Origin of the sequence: Noviherbaspirillum autotrophicum (assembly GCF_000818395.1) — a bacterium.
GTDB lineage: Bacteria > Pseudomonadota > Gammaproteobacteria > Burkholderiales > Burkholderiaceae_D > Noviherbaspirillum > Noviherbaspirillum autotrophicum.
The window spans coordinates 2,165,980-2,182,737 of record NZ_JWJG01000028.1 but is presented as its reverse complement, the minus strand read 5'-3'; the positions used below and the strand labels follow the sequence as shown (position 1 = coordinate 2,182,737).

15 protein-coding genes and 1 tRNA gene are annotated in these 16,758 nt (G+C 61.5%); 11 read left to right on the top strand and 5 right to left on the bottom strand.

Translation table 11 applies throughout. The annotated features are described in order from the left end of the window. Positions 1 to 4 precede the first annotated feature (4 nt). The 3 genes from TSA66_RS11375 to TSA66_RS11365 form a co-directional block, all read right to left on the bottom strand. A complete protein-coding gene (locus TSA66_RS11375) occupies positions 5 to 1,282 on the bottom strand; it encodes a TRAP transporter large permease (protein ID WP_040040115.1) in 1,278 nt (425 codons plus the stop codon). After that, positions 1,279 to 1,842, bottom strand: a complete 564-nt coding sequence (locus TSA66_RS11370; protein WP_040040114.1) for a TRAP transporter small permease — start codon at positions 1,840 to 1,842, stop codon at positions 1,279 to 1,281. The genes TSA66_RS11375 and TSA66_RS11370 overlap by 4 nt, the downstream gene beginning before the upstream one ends. Positions 1,843 to 1,962: 120 nt before the next feature. Then, on the bottom strand, positions 1,963 to 2,967 hold the full coding sequence (locus TSA66_RS11365; protein WP_040040113.1) for a TRAP transporter substrate-binding protein: 1,005 nt from the start codon (positions 2,965 to 2,967) through the stop codon (positions 1,963 to 1,965). A gap of 154 nt (positions 2,968 to 3,121) precedes the next feature. Here TSA66_RS11365 and TSA66_RS11360 point away from each other — a divergent pair, with 154 nt between their 5' ends. The 3 genes from TSA66_RS11360 (at position 3,122) to TSA66_RS11350 (ending at position 6,837) form a co-directional block, all read left to right on the top strand. After that, positions 3,122 to 5,212, top strand: a complete 2,091-nt coding sequence (locus TSA66_RS11360) for a PAS domain-containing sensor histidine kinase (protein ID WP_052452250.1) — start codon at positions 3,122 to 3,124, stop codon at positions 5,210 to 5,212. Positions 5,213 to 5,300: 88 nt separating this feature from the next. Then, on the top strand, positions 5,301 to 5,891 hold the full coding sequence (locus TSA66_RS11355; RefSeq protein WP_040040112.1) for a response regulator transcription factor: 591 nt from the start codon (positions 5,301 to 5,303) through the stop codon (positions 5,889 to 5,891). A gap of 55 nt (positions 5,892 to 5,946) precedes the next feature. Further along, a complete protein-coding gene (locus tag TSA66_RS11350) occupies positions 5,947 to 6,837 on the top strand; it encodes an AEC family transporter (protein WP_040040111.1) in 891 nt (296 codons plus the stop codon). Here the strand turns inward: TSA66_RS11350 and queG are convergent. Continuing rightward, a complete protein-coding gene (gene queG / locus TSA66_RS11345) occupies positions 6,796 to 7,917 on the bottom strand; it encodes a tRNA epoxyqueuosine(34) reductase QueG (RefSeq protein WP_040040110.1) in 1,122 nt (373 codons plus the stop codon). The genes TSA66_RS11350 and queG overlap by 42 nt on opposite strands. 59 nt (positions 7,918 to 7,976) lie before the next feature. Between queG and tsaE the strand changes: the two genes are divergently transcribed. Genes tsaE through TSA66_RS11330 form a run of 3 tightly spaced genes read left to right on the top strand, consistent with a single transcriptional unit; the run spans position 7,977 to position 10,318 of the window. After that, a complete protein-coding gene (gene tsaE, locus TSA66_RS11340; protein ID WP_040040109.1) occupies positions 7,977 to 8,462 on the top strand; it encodes a tRNA (adenosine(37)-N6)-threonylcarbamoyltransferase complex ATPase subunit type 1 TsaE in 486 nt (161 codons plus the stop codon). Then, entirely contained in the window at positions 8,426 to 9,781 is a 1,356-nt protein-coding gene (locus TSA66_RS11335; RefSeq protein WP_040040108.1) for an N-acetylmuramoyl-L-alanine amidase, read from the top strand. The genes tsaE and TSA66_RS11335 overlap by 37 nt, the downstream gene beginning before the upstream one ends. 30 nt (positions 9,782 to 9,811) lie before the next feature. Further along, on the top strand, positions 9,812 to 10,318 hold the full coding sequence (locus tag TSA66_RS11330; RefSeq protein WP_040040107.1) for a chemotaxis protein CheW: 507 nt from the start codon (positions 9,812 to 9,814) through the stop codon (positions 10,316 to 10,318). 82 nt (positions 10,319 to 10,400) lie between these two features. Here TSA66_RS11330 and TSA66_RS11325 read toward each other — a convergent pair whose 3' ends face one another. Next, complete coding sequence (locus TSA66_RS11325) at positions 10,401 to 11,042, bottom strand: VTT domain-containing protein (RefSeq protein ID WP_040040106.1); 642 nt, start codon at positions 11,040 to 11,042, stop codon at positions 10,401 to 10,403. Positions 11,043 to 11,244: 202 nt separating this feature from the next. Here TSA66_RS11325 and mutL point away from each other — a divergent pair, with 202 nt between their 5' ends. The 5 genes from mutL (at position 11,245) to TSA66_RS11300 (ending at position 16,722) form a co-directional block, all read left to right on the top strand. Beyond that, complete coding sequence (mutL, locus tag TSA66_RS11320; protein WP_052452249.1) at positions 11,245 to 13,080, top strand: DNA mismatch repair endonuclease MutL; 1,836 nt, start codon at positions 11,245 to 11,247, stop codon at positions 13,078 to 13,080. A 2-nt stretch (positions 13,081 to 13,082) separates the two neighbouring features. Continuing rightward, positions 13,083 to 14,036, top strand: coding sequence for a tRNA (adenosine(37)-N6)-dimethylallyltransferase MiaA (gene miaA / locus TSA66_RS11315; protein WP_040040105.1), 954 nt, complete (start codon positions 13,083 to 13,085; stop codon positions 14,034 to 14,036). A 37-nt stretch (positions 14,037 to 14,073) separates the two neighbouring features. Next, positions 14,074 to 14,150 (top strand) — tRNA-Met (locus TSA66_RS11310). Positions 14,151 to 14,313: 163 nt separating this feature from the next. Next, entirely contained in the window at positions 14,314 to 15,531 is a 1,218-nt protein-coding gene (locus TSA66_RS11305; RefSeq protein WP_040040104.1) for a tyrosine-type recombinase/integrase, read from the top strand. A gap of 321 nt (positions 15,532 to 15,852) precedes the next feature. Beyond that, positions 15,853 to 16,722: a BAR domain-containing protein gene (locus TSA66_RS11300; RefSeq protein ID WP_157691659.1), complete on the top strand. Its 870-nt coding sequence runs from the start codon at positions 15,853 to 15,855 to the stop codon at positions 16,720 to 16,722. Positions 16,723 to 16,758 lie beyond the last annotated feature (36 nt).

The window sequence follows — 16,758 nt, the reverse complement described above, 5'->3', positions numbered from 1 at the left end:
CTGATCAATACATCAGGCTCGGCAACCACAACGAGATTTGCGGAACATAGGTGATCAGCAACAGGAAGCCGACCATCGTCAGCAGCCACGGCATGACCGCGACCGTGAGCTCGGTAATGCCCATCTTCGTGATGCCGGACGCCACATACAGGTTCAAGCCCACCGGCGGATGGCACATACCGACTTCCATGTTCACCACCATGATGATGCCGAAGTGCACCGGATCGATGCCGAGCGCGGTCGCTACCGGGAACAGAATCGGCGCCATGATCAGCACGATCGACGACGGCTCCATCACGTTACCGGCCAACAGCAGCAGCACGTTCACCACCAGCAGGAAGGAAATCTGCCCGAAGCCCTTGTCCATGATCCAGCCGGCCATCGCCTGCGGGATATTTTCGCTGGTCATCAGGAACGAGAACAGCACAGCGTTCGTGATGATATACAGCAGCATCGCCGACATCGAGGCGGAATCCAGCAAGACCTTCGGCACCTGCTTCAGTCCCATGTCCTTGTAGACGAACACGGCGACGATGAAGGCATACACGGCGGACATGGCGGCCGCTTCGGTCGGCGTAAAGATACCGGTATAGATACCGCCCATCACGATCACGATCAGCAGCAAGCCCCAGGCACTCTTGCGAAAAGCAATGAAGCGCTGGCCCCAGGTTGCCTTCTGCATGCGCGGATAGTTTTTCTTCTTCGCCAGGAACCAGGTGGTCAGGCCAAGGAACGTTGCCAGCAGCAAGCCAGGAATCACGCCCGCCATGAACAACTTGCCCACCGAGGTATTGGTCGACACCGAATACATCACCATCACGATCGATGGCGGGATCAGGATGCCGAGCGCGCCGGAGGTCGTGATGACGCCTGCGCCGAAGCCTTTCGGATAGCCCTGGCGCACCATCGCCGGCATGATGATCGAGCCAATCGCCACCACGGTCGCCGGCGAGGAACCGGACACCGCCGCGAACAAGGCGCAAGCCACCACGCCCGCCAGCGCCAGACCGCCGTGCCAGTGGCCGACCATGGACGTGGCGAAATTGATCATGCGCCGCGCGACGCCGCCGTGCGTCAAGAAGTTGCCGGCCAAAATGAAGAACGGGATCGCCATGATCTCGAACTTCTCGATGCCGGTAAACAACTTCAGTGCGACCGATTCAATCGGCACCTGCGTCATCGTGAACAGGAAGGTCAACACCGTCAGGCCGAGCGAAATCGAGATCGGCATGCCGGTCAGCATCAGCACCAGCAAGAGGACGAAAATAATGGCTGCGTTCATACCCGGCTCCCCGTCAGGTCTTCATTTTCAAGCCCTTCGACATGCGACGGGTCGTGCTTCGGCAGTTCACCGGTCTTGATGAAGCTCCACGTCACTTGCAGGAAGCGGAAGCACATCAGGTAAGAACCGAGCGGAATGGCGGAATACACCATCCACATCGGCAGTTCCAGCACTTCGGAAGTGCTGGAGGTGCTGCTGAGCTCGCGCACAAAATTCAAGCCGAGCGTGCCAATAACGCCGGTAAACAATGCGCCCGCCAGCAGACCGAACACGATGAACTTGTTGCGCCACGGCGTGTTGAGCTTGTTGATCAGCACGTCGACGCCGACGTGGATGCCGGTACGCACACCGTAGGCCGCGCCGAACTTGGCCATCCACACGAACATGTAGATGGTCAGCTCTTGGGCCCAGCTGGTATTGAGCGAAATGAGCCAGTCCTGCAGGCCCGGAATCGCAAACCCGGATACATAACGATGCAGCACCGCGACAAACGTGATGATTGTCGCCGCGCCCATCAGGAAGGCGATCAGCCACTCCTCCAGATGATCGAGGAACTTCATATACTCTCCTTTTCAGCCCCGCCGGCAACGATTACCCGACGGTGCCATTTTGCAAATATGCGGCCGGCGGTCCTTGACCGTCTAGCCGCATATCCTTGCTGCTTGATTACTTCACGCAGCTTATTTGTAGCCCAGCGCCGCCGCTTCCTTGTTGACCGCCTGGATCAGGTCAGGTCCGATGCGGCCGGCCATCGAGGTCTGCACCGGCAGCAGCGCCTTGCGCCATTCAGCCTTTTCCTTGTCGTTCAGCACGTAGACTTCGGTCTTGCCGGACTTGCGCACGGCGTCCAGCGACTTGTCGTTTTCCTGCTGCGCGATCGCGTTGGCGTACTTGGTCGCATCCTTCATCGCGCCTTCCAGCGCGGTGCGGATGTCAGCCGGCAAGCCGTCCCAGAACTTCTTGTTGACGATCACCGCATAGCCCAGATAACCATGGTTGGATACCGTCACGTGCTTTTGCACTTCGTGCATCTTCTGCGTGTACAGGTTGGACGGCGGATTCTCGGTGCCATCCACCACGCCGGTCTGCAGCGCCTGGTACACCTCGGAGAATGCCATCACCTGCGGGTTAGCGCCGAGGGCGCGGAACTGCGCGTCAAGCACCTTGGACGACTGGATACGCATCTTCAGACCGCGAAAATCGGCCGGAGTGCGCAGCGGCTTGTTGGCGGACATGACCTTGAAGCCGTTGTCCCAGTAGGCCAGGCCGGTGATGCCCTTCGGCTCCAGCTTCTTGAACAGGTCCTTGCCAATCTGGCCTTCTGTGACGCGGTACAGCACGTCCTTGCCCGGGAAAATGTACGGCAGGTCGAACACTTCGAATTCCTTCACGCCGAGCGGGCCGAACTTGGCCAGCGATGGGGCCAGCATCTGGACCGCGCCCAGCTGCAGCGCTTCGAGCTCTTCCTTATCCTTGTACAGCGTGCTGTTCGGATAGACTTCGACCTTTACACGGCCCTTGGTTGCCTTTTCGGCAAGCTCCTTGAAGCGATCGGCGGCCTTGCCCTTGGGCGTGTCGTTGGCCACCACGTGGCTGAACTTGATGACGATCGGCGCTTGCGCAAACGCGTTTCCGCTGACGATGGCGGCGGCGGCCAAGGCGAATACCAGGGTTTTCAGTTTCATGCATGTCTCCTTCGGGATGGATTACAAAACCTTTCGTGTCTACCTTGGCATTGTCGGCATCTGGCGAAAGCCCAACAAGTGTGGTTAACCACAATCGGGCGCTATCGGCTTGCGGCTGCGGATCGTCTACACTAGGAACCCTCCGTCCCGATGGATGAACCGCGTTCCACCGATCGTCCCCTACGTCCCGACCATGGCCTCCCGCACACTCCGGCAGAGATTCAACCTCGCTTTTCCCAGCCGCAGGCAAGGCTGGCGCTGGATGCTGCCGATCCTGCTGGTGCTGCTGATCCTGTCCACGCTACTGTGGCTGCCGTGGCAAACCCAGCGCATGGAATCGTCCGAGCGCCAGGAACAGCTGATCGCCGATACGCTGTGGGTGGAGCAGGCCATCCGCTTCCAGCTTGGCCGCGACGAGGAAAACCTGCGCCTGATCGCCAACGAGATCACCGCCGGCACGCTGTCGGCGAACCGGTTGCGCGAGCGCCTGACGGCGCTCATCAAAAACAACCGCGAATTCGTGCGCGTAGCCCAGCTCGACGCCAGCGGCAAGGCGGTCCTCTCCACCGACGACGAGCCGGTCACGCTCGAGCGCCTGTCGCCGCCGTCGCGCAACGCCGCCGAACATGCGCGCCAGTCGAAAAGCCCGCAATACAGCATGCCCGCGCCGCCGTCCGGCCAGCGCGGGCCGATGTTGCTTGATTATCATGTTCCGCTGCTGATGGGGGACAGCTATGCCGGCAGCCTGGTGGCGACCTTTTCCGTGTCGAGCATCCTGAACGAGATGGTGCCGTGGTGGTTCGCACAGGACAACGAAATCGCGATCACCGACCATGACGACGCAGTCATCGAAAAGCGCACCGCCGGCGGCCCGGGACGCGGCGTCTACACGCATCAGCGCATGCTGGACTTGCCGGGAGCAACGCTGACGCTGCGCACCAACAGCGTCAAGGGCGCCCCCAAGCTGCTGCCCAGCCTCTTGGTGGCGTCCGTCATCGCGCTGTCGCTCGGCTTGCTGTGGAGCCTGTGGGCGCTGTGGCGCGACATCAACCGCCGCTTGGCGGCCGAAGGCGCACTGCGCAGGCAGGTCGCCTTCCGCACCGCGATGGAAAACTCGCTGATGACCGGCTTGCGCGCGCGCGACCTGGAGGGCCGCATCACGTATGTCAATCCGGCATTTTGCGAAATGGTCGGCATCCCGGCCGAGGACCTGATCGGCAAGCGGCCGCCGATGGCCTACTGGGCGCCGGAAGCGATGAATGAATACCAGCAGCGCTTCACTCAGGTGCTGGCCGGCACCGTCACGCCGCAGTACGAAACGGTGTTCCAGCGCGCCAACGGCGAGCGCTTTCCAGTGCTGATCTTCGAGTCGCCGCTGGTGGACGACAGCGGCAGGCAAACCGGCTGGATGGGTTCGATCCTCGACATTTCGGACCGCAAGAAGGCGGAAGACCTGAGCCGCCGCCAGCAGGAGCAGCTGCAAGCCAGCGCGCGTCTGGCCACCATGGGCGAGCTGGCCTCGACCCTGGCGCACGAACTAAACCAGCCGCTGGCGGCGATTTCCAGCTACACCACGGGCGCGCTGAACATGATCGTCAACCGCGGCGGCGGCATCGATCTCGACATGCTCAAGCCGGCGCTGGAAAAGGCCGGGGCCCAGGCGCAGCGCGCCGGCCAGATCATCCGCAGCGTGCACACCTTCGTCAAGCGGCGCGAACCGCGGCGCGAGCCGGTCACGGTGCAGGACTGGATCGACAGCGTGATTCCGCTGGTGGAGTTGCAGGCCCGTCAATTTTTCGTCGCGACCCACATCCAGCTCGAACCCGGGCTGCCGGAAGTGCTGGCCGATCGCGTGATGCTCGAACAGGTGCTGCTGAACCTGACGCGCAATGCGATCGAGGCGATGCAACACGTCGCGCCGGAACGCCGCATTCTGCGCATCGTGGCCGAACTCGACAGCGAGGCCAGCACGCAGCAAAACGTGGCGATCTCGGTGATCGACCGCGGCCACGGCATCCCGGAAGACGTGGCGCAGCGCCTGTTCTCGCCGTTTTTCTCGACCAAGGCGGAAGGCATGGGCATGGGCCTGAACATCTGCCGCACGGCGGTCGAATTCCATGGCGGGACCATGGTGCACATGGACAATCCGGGCGGCGGCACGATCTTCCGCTTCACATTGCCGATCCTGGCTGAAAATGTGGCGGATTCGGCAACAACCGGCGAAAGCCAGAGCGAAAGCGGCTAGCACGCTGGCCTTTGTCGCCCCGACCAGCGCGGGTGTGAATATAATCACTAAAAATCCGGAATGAAATCCGGCAACACCTGGAGACGTAATGCTGCACATTGTCGACGACGAAGAAGTCATTCGCGATTCGCTCACCTGGCTGGCGCAATCGCGCTCGATCGACGCCCGAGCCTACGACAGCGGTGCGGCATTTCTGTCTGCGCTGGACGCGCCAAGCGCATTCGATCCCGCAGGCGACTGCGTGCTGCTCGACGTGCGCATGCCCGACATCAGCGGCGCGGCGCTGTTCGACACGCTCACCGCGCGCGGCATGACGCAGCGCCTGCCGGTCATCTTCCTGACCGGCCACGGCGACGTGCCGATGGCGGTCGACACCTTGAAGCGCGGCGCCTTCGATTTTTTCGAAAAGCCGTTCAACGACAACAAGTTGATGGACCGCGTGCAGGAAGCGCTGGCGGCTTCCCGCGAAGCCAGCGCCGCCGCCGCGGTGCACTCGCGCCTGGCGTCGCTGTCGATCCGCGAACGTGAAGTGCTCGACCTGATCCTGGCTGGCAAGATGAACAAGGTGATCGCCGACGAACTCGGCATTTCCATGCGCACGGTCGAAGTGCACCGCGCGCATATCTTCGACAAGATGAACGTGAAAACGGCGGTCGAACTGGCGCGCCTCCTGAAGTAAGCCGGCGCAATCGCCGCCGCCACTGCATCCACTTCTTCGCCGCCTGCCGCGCTTCATGTCGATCGCCACCACCCTGTTTCCCGATTTCGCGCTGATCCTGCTCGGCTTCGCACTGATGCGCGGCACCAACTGGGGCGCGCCGTTCTGGAGCGGGCTGGAAAAGATGATCTATTACGTGCTGTTTCCGGCGTTGCTGTTCTATTCGACCGCGCGCACCCGGCTCGACTTCGCCAGCACCGGCACGATGCTGCAGGTGGCGCTCGGCGCATCGGTGGCGGGCATTGCGCTCGGCTGGCTGGCCAGGCCGCTCTACCGCGCCGGCCCGATGGTGTTCGAATCCGGCGTGCAAACGGCGTTTCGCTTCAACTCTTATATTGGGCTGGCGATCGCATCGCGCCTGGGCGGCGAACAGGGCACGTCGCTCATGGCGCTGATCATCGGCTTTGCGGTCCCGCTGGCCAACATGGCGGCGGTGCATGCGCTGGTGCACAAGAGCGGCGGCCTGCTGGCGGAACTGGCGAAAAACCCGCTGCTGATCGCCACCGCCAGCGGCCTGGCGTTCAACCTGCTCGGCCTGCACCTGCCGGACGTGATTGGCGCCACCTTGGCGCGCATGTCGAATGCCGCCATCGCGGTGGGCCTGATCACCGTCGGCGCCGGCCTGCGCCTGTCGGGGCTGCACGAAGCCAAGGGAATGGCGAGCCACTTCCTGGCGGTCAAGCTGCTGGCCATGCCCGCGGCCGGCCTGGCCCTCGGACGATGGGCCGGACTGCCGGCCTTGCAGCTGCAGATCGTGGTTGCGTTTTGCGCGCTGCCGACCGCCTCCAGCGCCTATGTGCTGGCCGCGCGCATGGGGGGCAATGGGCCGTTCGTCGCCTTCCTGATTTCGGCCGGCACCCTGCTTTCAGTCCTGACGCTGCCGTTCTGGCTGGGCCTGGCTGCTTGAGCCCTGCGCCAGCGCCCACGCGACGTGCTCGCGCACCAGCTCCGACGGATGGCCGGCGCGCGCCTGGAGCGCCGCAACGATGTGCGCCGCATCGGGCGCCTGCCGCAATGTGTTGCCCAATCCGACCGCCAGATTGCGCAGCCAGCATTCATGTCCGATGCGCCTGATCGGGCTGCCTTCCAGGCGGCTATTGAAATCGTCTTCCTCCCACGCAAACAGCTCGACCAGCGTCGCGCCGTCCAGGCCGTTGCGCACATCGAAGTCGGGCAGGCTCGCGCGCTGCGCGAACTTGTTCCAGGGGCATACCAGCTGGCATTCGTCGCAGCCGTAGATGCGGTTGCCGATCAGCGGGCGCAGCTCGACGGGGATCGAGCCTCTCAGCTCGATGGTGAGATAAGAGATGCAGCGCCGCGCATCGAGCTTGCACGGGCCGAGGATGGCCTGCGTCGGGCAGATGTCGATGCAGGCGCGGCACTGCCCGCAATGGCGCGTGGCCGGCGCGTCGACCGGCAGCGGCAGGTCGGTCAGGATCTCGCCCAGGAAGTACATCGAACCGGCATCGCGATTCAGCAGCAAGGTATGCTTGCCGCGCCAGCCGATGCCGGATTTCTCGGCCAGCTCGACTTCCATCACGGGCGCCGAATCGGTGAAGACGCGATAGCCGAAGACGCCGGCTTCGTGCTCGATGCGCTGCGCCAGCTGCTGCAGGCGCGCGCGCAGCACCTTGTGGTAGTCGCGTCCGCGCGCGTAGACGGAAACCACCGCAGCCTGCGCATCCTCCGCCTTGCGCACCTCGCGCTCGCACCAGCCGTCGCCCATGTCGCGCGGCAGATAATTCATGCGCGCGGTGATCACGCGCACCGTCCCCGGCACCAGATCGGCCGGCCGCGCACGCTTCATGCCGTGCGTTGCCATATAATGCATGTCGCCGTGATAACCGGCGTCCAGCCACGCCTGCAAGCCGGGCTCGGCCCGCGTGAGATCGACGTCGGCAACACCGATTTGCGCAAAGCCGAGCTCGCGCCCCCATGCTTTGATGGCGAGCACAAGCGTGGCAAGATTGTCATCGGAAATAGTCATCGCGATCCGTTACCATCGGCGCCGTTAGCACCGCACACAGCAAACCGCTATTTTAAGAGATGCAGCACTTCAAGACCTACCTTCATGAAGAGGCCGGCACCGCCGAGCTGGGCGCCCGGCTCGCGCACACGTTAATGCCCGGCCTGACCATCTACCTGCATGGCGACCTGGGGGCAGGCAAAACCACGCTCACGCGCGCGTTGCTGCATGCGGCCGGCCACACCGGCCATGTCAAAAGCCCGACCTATACGCTGGCCGAACCCTATTCGGTTGTCATCGGTGGCCGCCCGGTCGAAGTGATTCACTTCGACCTGTACCGGCTGGCGAGCCCGGAAGAATTCCTCGACGCCGGTTTTCGCGAGCATTTCAATGCACAGACCGTCTGCATCGTCGAATGGCCGGAAAAGGCGCACCCCGTGTTGCCCCCGCCCGACATAAAAGTGCTTTTAAGCATCTTTGGCGAAGGACGTGAGATAGAATTACAAGGATTGTCAGACCAGGGTTGTCAATGCCTCGATCGACTCAAATTCGCGCCAAACCTGTAACAGCCGTCACCCGGCGTACCGTACTGAAGGCGGGAGGCACGCTGCTTCTCTCCGTTCTCGCTCCGCTACCGTCCCACGCCGCGCAAATCCTTGCGGTGCGCGTGTGGCCGGCTGACGACTATACCCGTGTCACGCTCGAAAACGACACCAACCTCAAGACCAATCACTTCCTCGTGAAGGACCCGGACCGGCTGGTGGTCGACATCGAAGGCCTGGAGCTCAATCCGACCTTGAAGGAGCTGGTCGCCAAGATCCAGTCCAACGACCCGTACATCAAGCAGGTGCGCGTCGGCCAGAACCGGCCGAACGTAGTGCGGCTGGTCTTCGACCTGAAGGAACAGGTCGATCCGCAGGTGTTCACACTGGCGCCGGTCGGCGAATACAAGCACCGCCTGATCTTCGACCTGTATCCTGTCAACGCGCCGGACCCGATCGCCGCGCTCATTCGCAAGGGCGAATGGCAGGACAACCCGGAACAGCCCGCCCCTATTGCGGCAGCCATGCCCGAAGTCCAGCCGGCGCCGGAACCGATTGCGCCGGCAAAACCGGCCACGCCGGAACTGCAGCTCGCCAAGGCCGAATCGAAGGATGAAAAGCCGCTGGCGATCACGCGCATGATCACCATCGCGCTCGACCCCGGCCATGGCGGTGAAGACCCCGGCGCGATCGGCCGCTCCGGCAGCCGCGAAAAGGATGTGGTGCTCGCCATCGCCAGGCGGCTCAAGAGAAAGATCGAGGAACACCCCAACATGCGCGTCATGCTCACGCGCGACGCCGATTACTTCGTGCCGCTGCACGTGCGGGTCAACAAGGCGCGCAAGGTGCAGGCTGACCTGTTCGTGTCGATCCACGCCGACGCCTTCGTCGAAACCACCGCGCGCGGCTCGTCGGTGTTCGTGCTGTCGGAAAAAGGGGCATCGTCCACCGCCGCGCGCTGGCTGGCGAACAAGGAAAACGCGGCCGACCTGATCGGCGGCGTCAATATCAAGACGCACGACCGCCAGCTCGCCAGCGTGCTGCTCGACCTGTCCACCACGGCCCAGATCAACGACAGCCTCAAGCTCGGCAAGGCGGTGCTGGCCGAACTGGGCGGCATCAACCGCCTGCACAAGGGCGCGGTGGAGCAAGCCGGCTTTGCCGTGCTGAAGGCGCCCGACATTCCCAGCATCCTGGTCGAGACCGCGTTCATTTCCAATCCGGAAGAGGAAGCGAAACTGACCGACGACGCCTACCAGGACCAGATGGCGCATGCGGTGCTCAAGGGCATCCGCAAGTATTTCGCGAAGAATCCGCCGCTGGCCAAGAACAAGATGACGTAACTCCAGAAAGAACAGCAAGGGGCAGACACCATGATCCAAACTCCAACCAGCAACGCCTCCGCCGCAGGCGACCAGGCCGATATCGCCGCACAAGAATTTCTCGCCTTCACCCTGGGCAAGGAAGAGTACGGCGTGCACATTCTGAAGGTGCAGGAAATCCGCGGCTACGAAACCGTCACGCGCATTGCCAACGCGCCCGAATTCATCAAGGGCGTGGTGAACCTGCGCGGCATCATCGTGCCGATCGTCGACATGCGCATCAAGTTCAACCTCGGCACTCCAACCTACGACCAGTTCACGGTCGTCATCATCCTCAACATCGGCGGGCGCGTGGTTGGCATCGTGGTCGACAGCGTCTCGGACGTGATCACCCTCTCGCCGGAGCAGATCAAGCCGGCGCCGGAAATGGGCACGGCGCTCAATACCGATCACCTGATCGGCCTGGGCACCATCGATCAGCGCATGCTGATCCTGGTCGACATCGACAAGCTCATGTCGAGCGCCGAGATGGGACTGATCGACAGCATCAGCGCCTGATCAAAAAGCGCGCAATAAAAAAGGCAAGCACCAAGTGCTTGCCTTTTTTACATCCGGACAGCATCCGCTTGCACGGCGCCCGCTATTTCAGGATCTTCCGCCCCATCTTCCACAAGCCACCGAGCGCCAGCGGGATCACGGCCGCGCCCACGCCGATCAGCACGATGGTATTCAAATGGTCGCGAATCACGGGGATATTGCCAAAAAAGAAACCAGCCGCCACCAACCCGACCACCCAGAGCGCTGCGCCCGCGATATTAAATACCTGGAACTTGGCAAAGGTCATGTCCGACACGCCGGCGACGAACGGCGCGAAGGTCCGCACGATCGGCACGAAGCGCGCCAGCACGATAGTCTTGCCGCCATGGTTCTCGTAAAAGGCATGGGTCTTGTGCAGCGCCGCTTTGTCCAGCCACTTGTAGTCGTGGGTGAACACCTTGTACCCGATGGCGCTGCCGATCCAGTAATTGACGGTATTGCCGGTGACCGCCGCCACGATCAGCAGTGCGCACAGCAGCCACGGATTCATCGCGCCGGTAGCGCAAAACGCGCCGCCGATGAATAACAGCGTATCGCCCGGCAGGAAAGGCAGTACCACCAGCCCGGTTTCGCAAAACACGATCGCGAACAGCACCATGTACACCATGGTGCCGTACTGCTCGATGACCGTGCCAAGATATTTATCGACATGCAAGATCATGTCGAGGAATTGCATGAAATCCATTCTTGCTCCATTTAATGACCGCGGAATCATACACCAGCACCCCCAGCCCCATCTCTGAAAAAAGCAAAGAGTTTTTGCGCCAAGAAAAGCCTTCGACGAATCGTTGCCAAACCGTCCATTGGCCGTCCCCGATATGCTGCGGCACGTCCGTTGCCTGCCCTCGGCGGCCACGGGCAGCCGGGCCAGGCGATATAATTCGCGCATGAACGCTCCGCACATGCCCGTCCGCCCGATCCAGGCACTCTCCGACCAACTGATTTCCCAAATCGCCGCCGGCGAGGTGGTCGACCGCCCGTCGGCCGTGGTCAAGGAATTGCTGGAAAATGCGCTGGACGCCGGCTCGACGCACATCACCGTGCGGCTGGAAGAAGGCGGCGTCAAGCGCATCGCCATTACCGACAACGGGCGCGGCATTCCTCCCGACCAGATGCCGCTGGCGCTGGCCCGCCATGCGACGTCCAAGATCGCCTCGCTGTCCGACCTGGAAAATGTCGGCACGCTCGGTTTCCGCGGCGAGGCGCTGGCATCGATCGCTTCAGTGGCGCTGCTGACGCTGACGTCGCGCACTGCGGACGCACCGCATGCCTGGGAAATTTCGGGCGGCAAGGAAGGGCAAGTAACCCCCTCCTCCGGTGCGCTCGGCACCACCATCGATGTGCGCGACCTGTATTTCAATACACCGGCGCGCCGCAAGTTCCTGAAGTCGGAGCAAACCGAATTCGGCCATTGCGCGGAGGTGGTGCGGCGCATTGCACTGTCGAGGCCCGATGTCGCGTTCTCGCTCACGCACAATGGCAAGACCATTGAGCACTGGAATGCCAGCGAGATCGACAAGCGCAGCTCGCACATTCTCGGCGGCGAGTTCGCCGGCGCACGGCTGCCGCTGGATGAAACGGCCGGGCCGCTGCGCCTGCACGGCTTCATCGGATTGCCCACCGCCGCCAAGGCGCGCGCCGACGGCCAGTATTTCTATGTCAACGGCCGCTTCGTGCGCGACAAGCTCTTGACGCACGCGGTGCGCGCTGCCTACCAGGACGTGCTGCACGGCGACCGCTACCCGTCCTATGTGCTGGGACTAGACCTCGATCCGGCCCTGGTCGACGTCAACGTGCATCCGTCGAAAATCGAAGTGCGCTTTCGCGACAGCCGCGCAGTGCATCAATTCGTGTTTCATGCGGTAAGCCGAGCGCTCGCGCAGACGTCGGCGACCGCAGCAGGTGCCGCGCCCGCTCCCGTGACCGCAGCGCCGGGTGTGTTGCCATGGATGCGGGATCAGCAACAAACATCGTTTGCCGCACAATTTTCGCCCACAGGCGGCGTGAGGCAAACCCTGTCCGACTACGGCGCCCTGTTTTCGCCTGCCGCTGCAGGCGAGGTGCGCGAAGCGCCATCGCTTCCCTTGCAGGGCGTGCGCCCGGCCGACACGCCGCTGCAGGAAAGCGCGCAGGCAGAAGAATTTCCGCTCGGGTTCGCACTGGCACAGCTGCACGGCATTTACGTTCTGGCCCAGAACAGGAAGGGGTTGGTGCTGGTCGACATGCACGCTGCGCATGAGCGCATTCTGTACGAGCAGCTCAAAAACGCGCTCGACGAAAACGCGATGCAGGTGCAGCCCCTGCTGATCCCGGTCACTTTCTACGCCGATCCGGTGGAAGTCGGCACTGCCGAAGAAAGCCAGGCGATCCTGCACTCGCTCGGCTTCGACATCAGCGCGCTGTCGCCTACCACGCTGGCCGTGCGCGCGATTCCAGCCCTCTTGAAAAATGCCGATGCGCAGACGCTGGCGCGTGACGTGCTGCGCGATGTCCGCGAATTCGGCGCCTCGCGCGTGCTGCTCGAGCGGCGCAACGAACTGCTCGGTACCCTGGCCTGCCACACGGCCGTACGCGCCAACCGCGCGCTGACCATTCCAGAAATGAATGCCCTGCTCCGCCAAATGGAAGCGACCGAGCGTGCCGACCAGTGCAACCATGGCCGCCCGACCTGGGTACAGCTGGCATTGGCCGATCTCGACAAGCTGTTCCTGCGCGGGCAATAAGCATGACCTCACGTCCGCTGGCAGTTGCAGTGATGGGCCCGACCGCGTCCGGCAAGACCGCAGCGGCGCTCGAAATCGCCCGTCACATCCCCGCCGAAATCATCTCGGTCGATTCCGCGCTGGTCTATCGCGGCATGGATATCGGCACCGCCAAGCCGACCATGGAAGAGCGCGCCGCCGTGCCGCATCACCTGATCGATATCATCGACCCGACTGACGCCTATTCAGCCATGCAGTTCAGGCAGGATGCCCTGCGGCTGACGGCGGACATCATGCAGCGCGGCAGGCTGCCGCTGCTCGTCGGCGGCACCATGCTCTATTTTAAGGCGCTGCGCGACGGGCTCGACGCCCTTCCACAAGCCGATCCCGCCGTGCGAGCGCAGCTCGATGAAGAAGCAGCATGCGTCGGAATGCCGGCGATGCACGCCAGGCTGGCCGCAATCGACCCGGAAACGGCCGCGCGCCTGAAGCCAAACGATGCGCAACGGATCCAGCGGGCGCTTGAAATTTATGCACTGACCGGACAACCGATGTCGCAGCTGCTGGCAAAAGCACCGAAAAGCGAGTTGCCGTTCGCGCTGCTGCCGTTGTCGCTGGAGCCATCCGAGCGCGGCGCGCTGCATGAGCGCATCGCCGCACGCTTCGACGCCATGCTCGATGCCGGGCACGGCGGACTGATTGCGGAAGTGCAGAGCTTGCGCGCGCGCGGCGATCTGCACCTGGGATTGCCCGCCATGCGCTGCGTCGGCTATCGCCAGGCGTGGGAATACCTGGACGGCGCCTGCGACCGCACCGCCTTGCGGGAAAAGGGCATTGCCGCAACCCGCCAGCTGGCAAAAAGACAGCTCACCTGGCTGCGCTCGATGCCGGACCGCGTCGTCATCGATTGCCTCGCTACGGACGCAACGGCCCAGGTTTTGCGTCATGTCAACGCACGCCTGCATGGAACGTCTTGACAGCCGTTACTAAACGCTGCATAATTTAGGGCTATTTGGTGATATAGCTCAGCTGGTTAGAGCACAGCACTCATAATGCTGGGGTCGGTGGTTCAAGTCCACCTATCACCACCAAATACACGTTTTTGGGAATCCAAGAACGTCCTGAAACCCGCACCTCTCCCTCTGAGAATGCGGGTTTTTTGTTTCCGGAGCGTTTTTAGCGTCCATTGACATCCGAACAAAAATGGGGGCAACATTAGGGGCAGCTACCCACCCTTGCGAAGAGTTGCCCCCAATGCCACTGACCGACACCGCAATTCGCAATGCCAAGCCCGTTGAAAAGGCAGTACGGATGTTTGACGGCGGTGGTCTGTACCTGGAGATTGCGCCAAGCGGCGGGAAATGGTGGCGCCTCAAATACCGCTTCGACGGCAAGGAAAAGCGCCTTTCCTTGGGCACCTATCCCGAAGTCGGCTTAAAGGAGGCCCGCGACCGGCGCGATGCCCACCGCAAGCTTCTGGCAAATGGCATTGACCCGAGCGACAACCGCAAAGCCATTAAGGCGGCGGGAGCCGAGCGTGCAGCAAACAGCTTTGAGACCGTTGCCCGTGAGTGGCTCTCCAAAAATCGACCGGGATGGGCTCCAAGCCACTATGACAAGATCCTGTCCCGCCTCGAAAATGACGTATTTCCCTATCTGGGGAAAGAGCCGATTGCGGCGATTACGCCTCCCGAACTGCTGACCGTAATCCGCCGGATCGAGGGGCGCGGCGCATTGGAAACCGCCCACAGAGCGCTTGCGAATTGCGGTCAAGTTTTCCGCTATGCAGTTGCAACTGGACGTGCCGAGCGCGATCATTCGGCCGATTTACGGGGAGCCCTGCCTTCAGCCAAGAGCAGACGTAAGCATTTCGCTGCTGTCACCGACCCTAAACAGGTTGCCGAGCTATTGCGTGCATTGGACGGCTATCAGGGCAGTCCGACCGTCTGTGCTGCATTACGGCTCGCTCCACTGGTCTTTGTACGCCCTAGCGAACTGCGAAGTGCAGAATGGGCGCACATTGACCTTGAAGCCGCAGAGTGGCGTTATACCGTTTCCAAAACGAAGACGCCGCATATCGTATCCCTTTCCACGCAAGCCGTGGCAATACTCAGGGAGATTCAACCGCTTACCGGCAATGGCCGCTATGTCTTCCCCAGTCCACGAACCAAGGAACGCCCAATGAGCGATAACGCGATTCTATCCGCTATGCGTCGTATGGGCATTGACAAGGAGATGATGTCAGGCCACGGGTTCCGCGCAATGGCACGCACTCTTCTTGACGAAGTGTTGGCGGAGCGCGTTGACCTGATCGAACACCAATTGGCGCACGCCGTTAAAGATCCCAACGGTCGAGCCTACAACCGCACATCGCACCTAGCCGAGCGCAAACGCATGATGCAGCGATGGGCGGACTACCTCGATCAGTTGAAAGATGGCGCCGACGTGATTGCGCTGCCCATCAGCGCGTAGTGCTGCGTAGTTTGAACAAACTTACTGCCAGACGAAACAAGCAAGGCCATTGAGCCGCACGACTATGCAGGCCAGCATGCAGCGCTTGGATTCGGAGCACTGGCAATAGACATCCTCAAGGAAAAAGCTTCGGTCATCGGTATGACCTGGTGAACCGTCAGCTTGTACAAATGCCGGGCGATAGTTACGGAAACGCCTACGATCGGCTCGCATTTCCAGGAGAGAGCAAAGCGATGACACAGCAATATGCAAACTATTCGGAGATAGTGGCAGGCTGACAGCGACAGGCCAGTACAAACACAAACCGCGAAGTAGGGAGTTATGAAAAATGGACCATTTACCGGATTTGATCCGGTTTCAGGGATTGTGCCAGACACACCGTTTAAGGTCGTTCCGGATATCGCACGCCGTGCACGACACCTATTGAAACAGCGGACCTCCGATGAAATTATTCATGCGGCCGACGACATTGACTGGATGGTCAATGAGTATTACGAGCAGTGTAAAAGCAAGCATATACAACGTATCCTTGAAATTGGCGGTTGGGAACTCGGGTATCTGCCAGAAGAGTATTGGAACGAAGCAGGCGTCCGCGAATTGATCGAGAACTGGCCAGCCGAGGCAGATGATCCGCCTCCGTTCATTCCCGGGCCTGAAAATACGTCTGATGTCGTCGCGCTCACAGAAATTATTGGGCAGTACGATCTCAGCGGCGACCCTGAATTTCCGCAGGCTAGCGAACACGAATACTTTGCAGTGCTCGCATTGGAACTCGTAGGCTGGTTTGTTCATCACGCACAACAGCCGCCGGATCTGAACCGCGCTGGATGGTGCGCGATTGAGGCGATGGATGCACTTTGTTATGCCGAACGCCTTCAGCAGGTTGCAGGTTTGTTGGATGAATTGAGCAGTGAGCGTAACAAATTGTCGGTATTGAAGGGCGATATTGAATCCGCCTCTAATGAAAAGGCAAAGGAAAAAATCTCCTTGCAGGCAGCCAAGGCTGCCCGAAAGCGCCATGAGGAAACGGACTCAATGCGCCAAGAAGTGATCGACTATTGGGAGCAACACATCAATCCGAAGTTGAGCGCGGAGAAGGCAGCATTGGGGATGGCTGGCGCATTCCCGTTGTCTCATCGGACAGTCCGCGACTATATAGCTGCACACAAGAAAACACTGAAGGTTCGCTAAATTTACGCCCTGCGGGCAGAGCGTACACTTTGCACG

Coding starts and splice junctions, on each gene's coding strand:
- TSA66_RS11375 (WP_040040115.1), bottom strand. CDS start 1,282: ATGAACGCAGCCATTATTTTCGTCCTCTTGCTGGTGCTGATGCTGACC.
- TSA66_RS11370 (WP_040040114.1), bottom strand. CDS start 1,842: ATGAAGTTCCTCGATCATCTGGAGGAGTGGCTGATCGCCTTCCTGATG.
- TSA66_RS11365 (WP_040040113.1), bottom strand. CDS start 2,967: ATGAAACTGAAAACCCTGGTATTCGCCTTGGCCGCCGCCGCCATCGTC.
- TSA66_RS11360 (WP_052452250.1), top strand. CDS start 3,122: ATGAACCGCGTTCCACCGATCGTCCCCTACGTCCCGACCATGGCCTCC.
- TSA66_RS11355 (WP_040040112.1), top strand. CDS start 5,301: ATGCTGCACATTGTCGACGACGAAGAAGTCATTCGCGATTCGCTCACC.
- TSA66_RS11350 (WP_040040111.1), top strand. CDS start 5,947: ATGTCGATCGCCACCACCCTGTTTCCCGATTTCGCGCTGATCCTGCTC.
- queG (WP_040040110.1), bottom strand. CDS start 7,917: ATGACTATTTCCGATGACAATCTTGCCACGCTTGTGCTCGCCATCAAA.
- tsaE (WP_040040109.1), top strand. CDS start 7,977: ATGCAGCACTTCAAGACCTACCTTCATGAAGAGGCCGGCACCGCCGAG.
- TSA66_RS11335 (WP_040040108.1), top strand. CDS start 8,426: ATGCCTCGATCGACTCAAATTCGCGCCAAACCTGTAACAGCCGTCACC.
- TSA66_RS11330 (WP_040040107.1), top strand. CDS start 9,812: ATGATCCAAACTCCAACCAGCAACGCCTCCGCCGCAGGCGACCAGGCC.
- TSA66_RS11325 (WP_040040106.1), bottom strand. CDS start 11,042: ATGGATTTCATGCAATTCCTCGACATGATCTTGCATGTCGATAAATAT.
- mutL (WP_052452249.1), top strand. CDS start 11,245: ATGAACGCTCCGCACATGCCCGTCCGCCCGATCCAGGCACTCTCCGAC.
- miaA (WP_040040105.1), top strand. CDS start 13,083: ATGACCTCACGTCCGCTGGCAGTTGCAGTGATGGGCCCGACCGCGTCC.
- TSA66_RS11305 (WP_040040104.1), top strand. CDS start 14,314: ATGCCACTGACCGACACCGCAATTCGCAATGCCAAGCCCGTTGAAAAG.
- TSA66_RS11300 (WP_157691659.1), top strand. CDS start 15,853: ATGAAAAATGGACCATTTACCGGATTTGATCCGGTTTCAGGGATTGTG.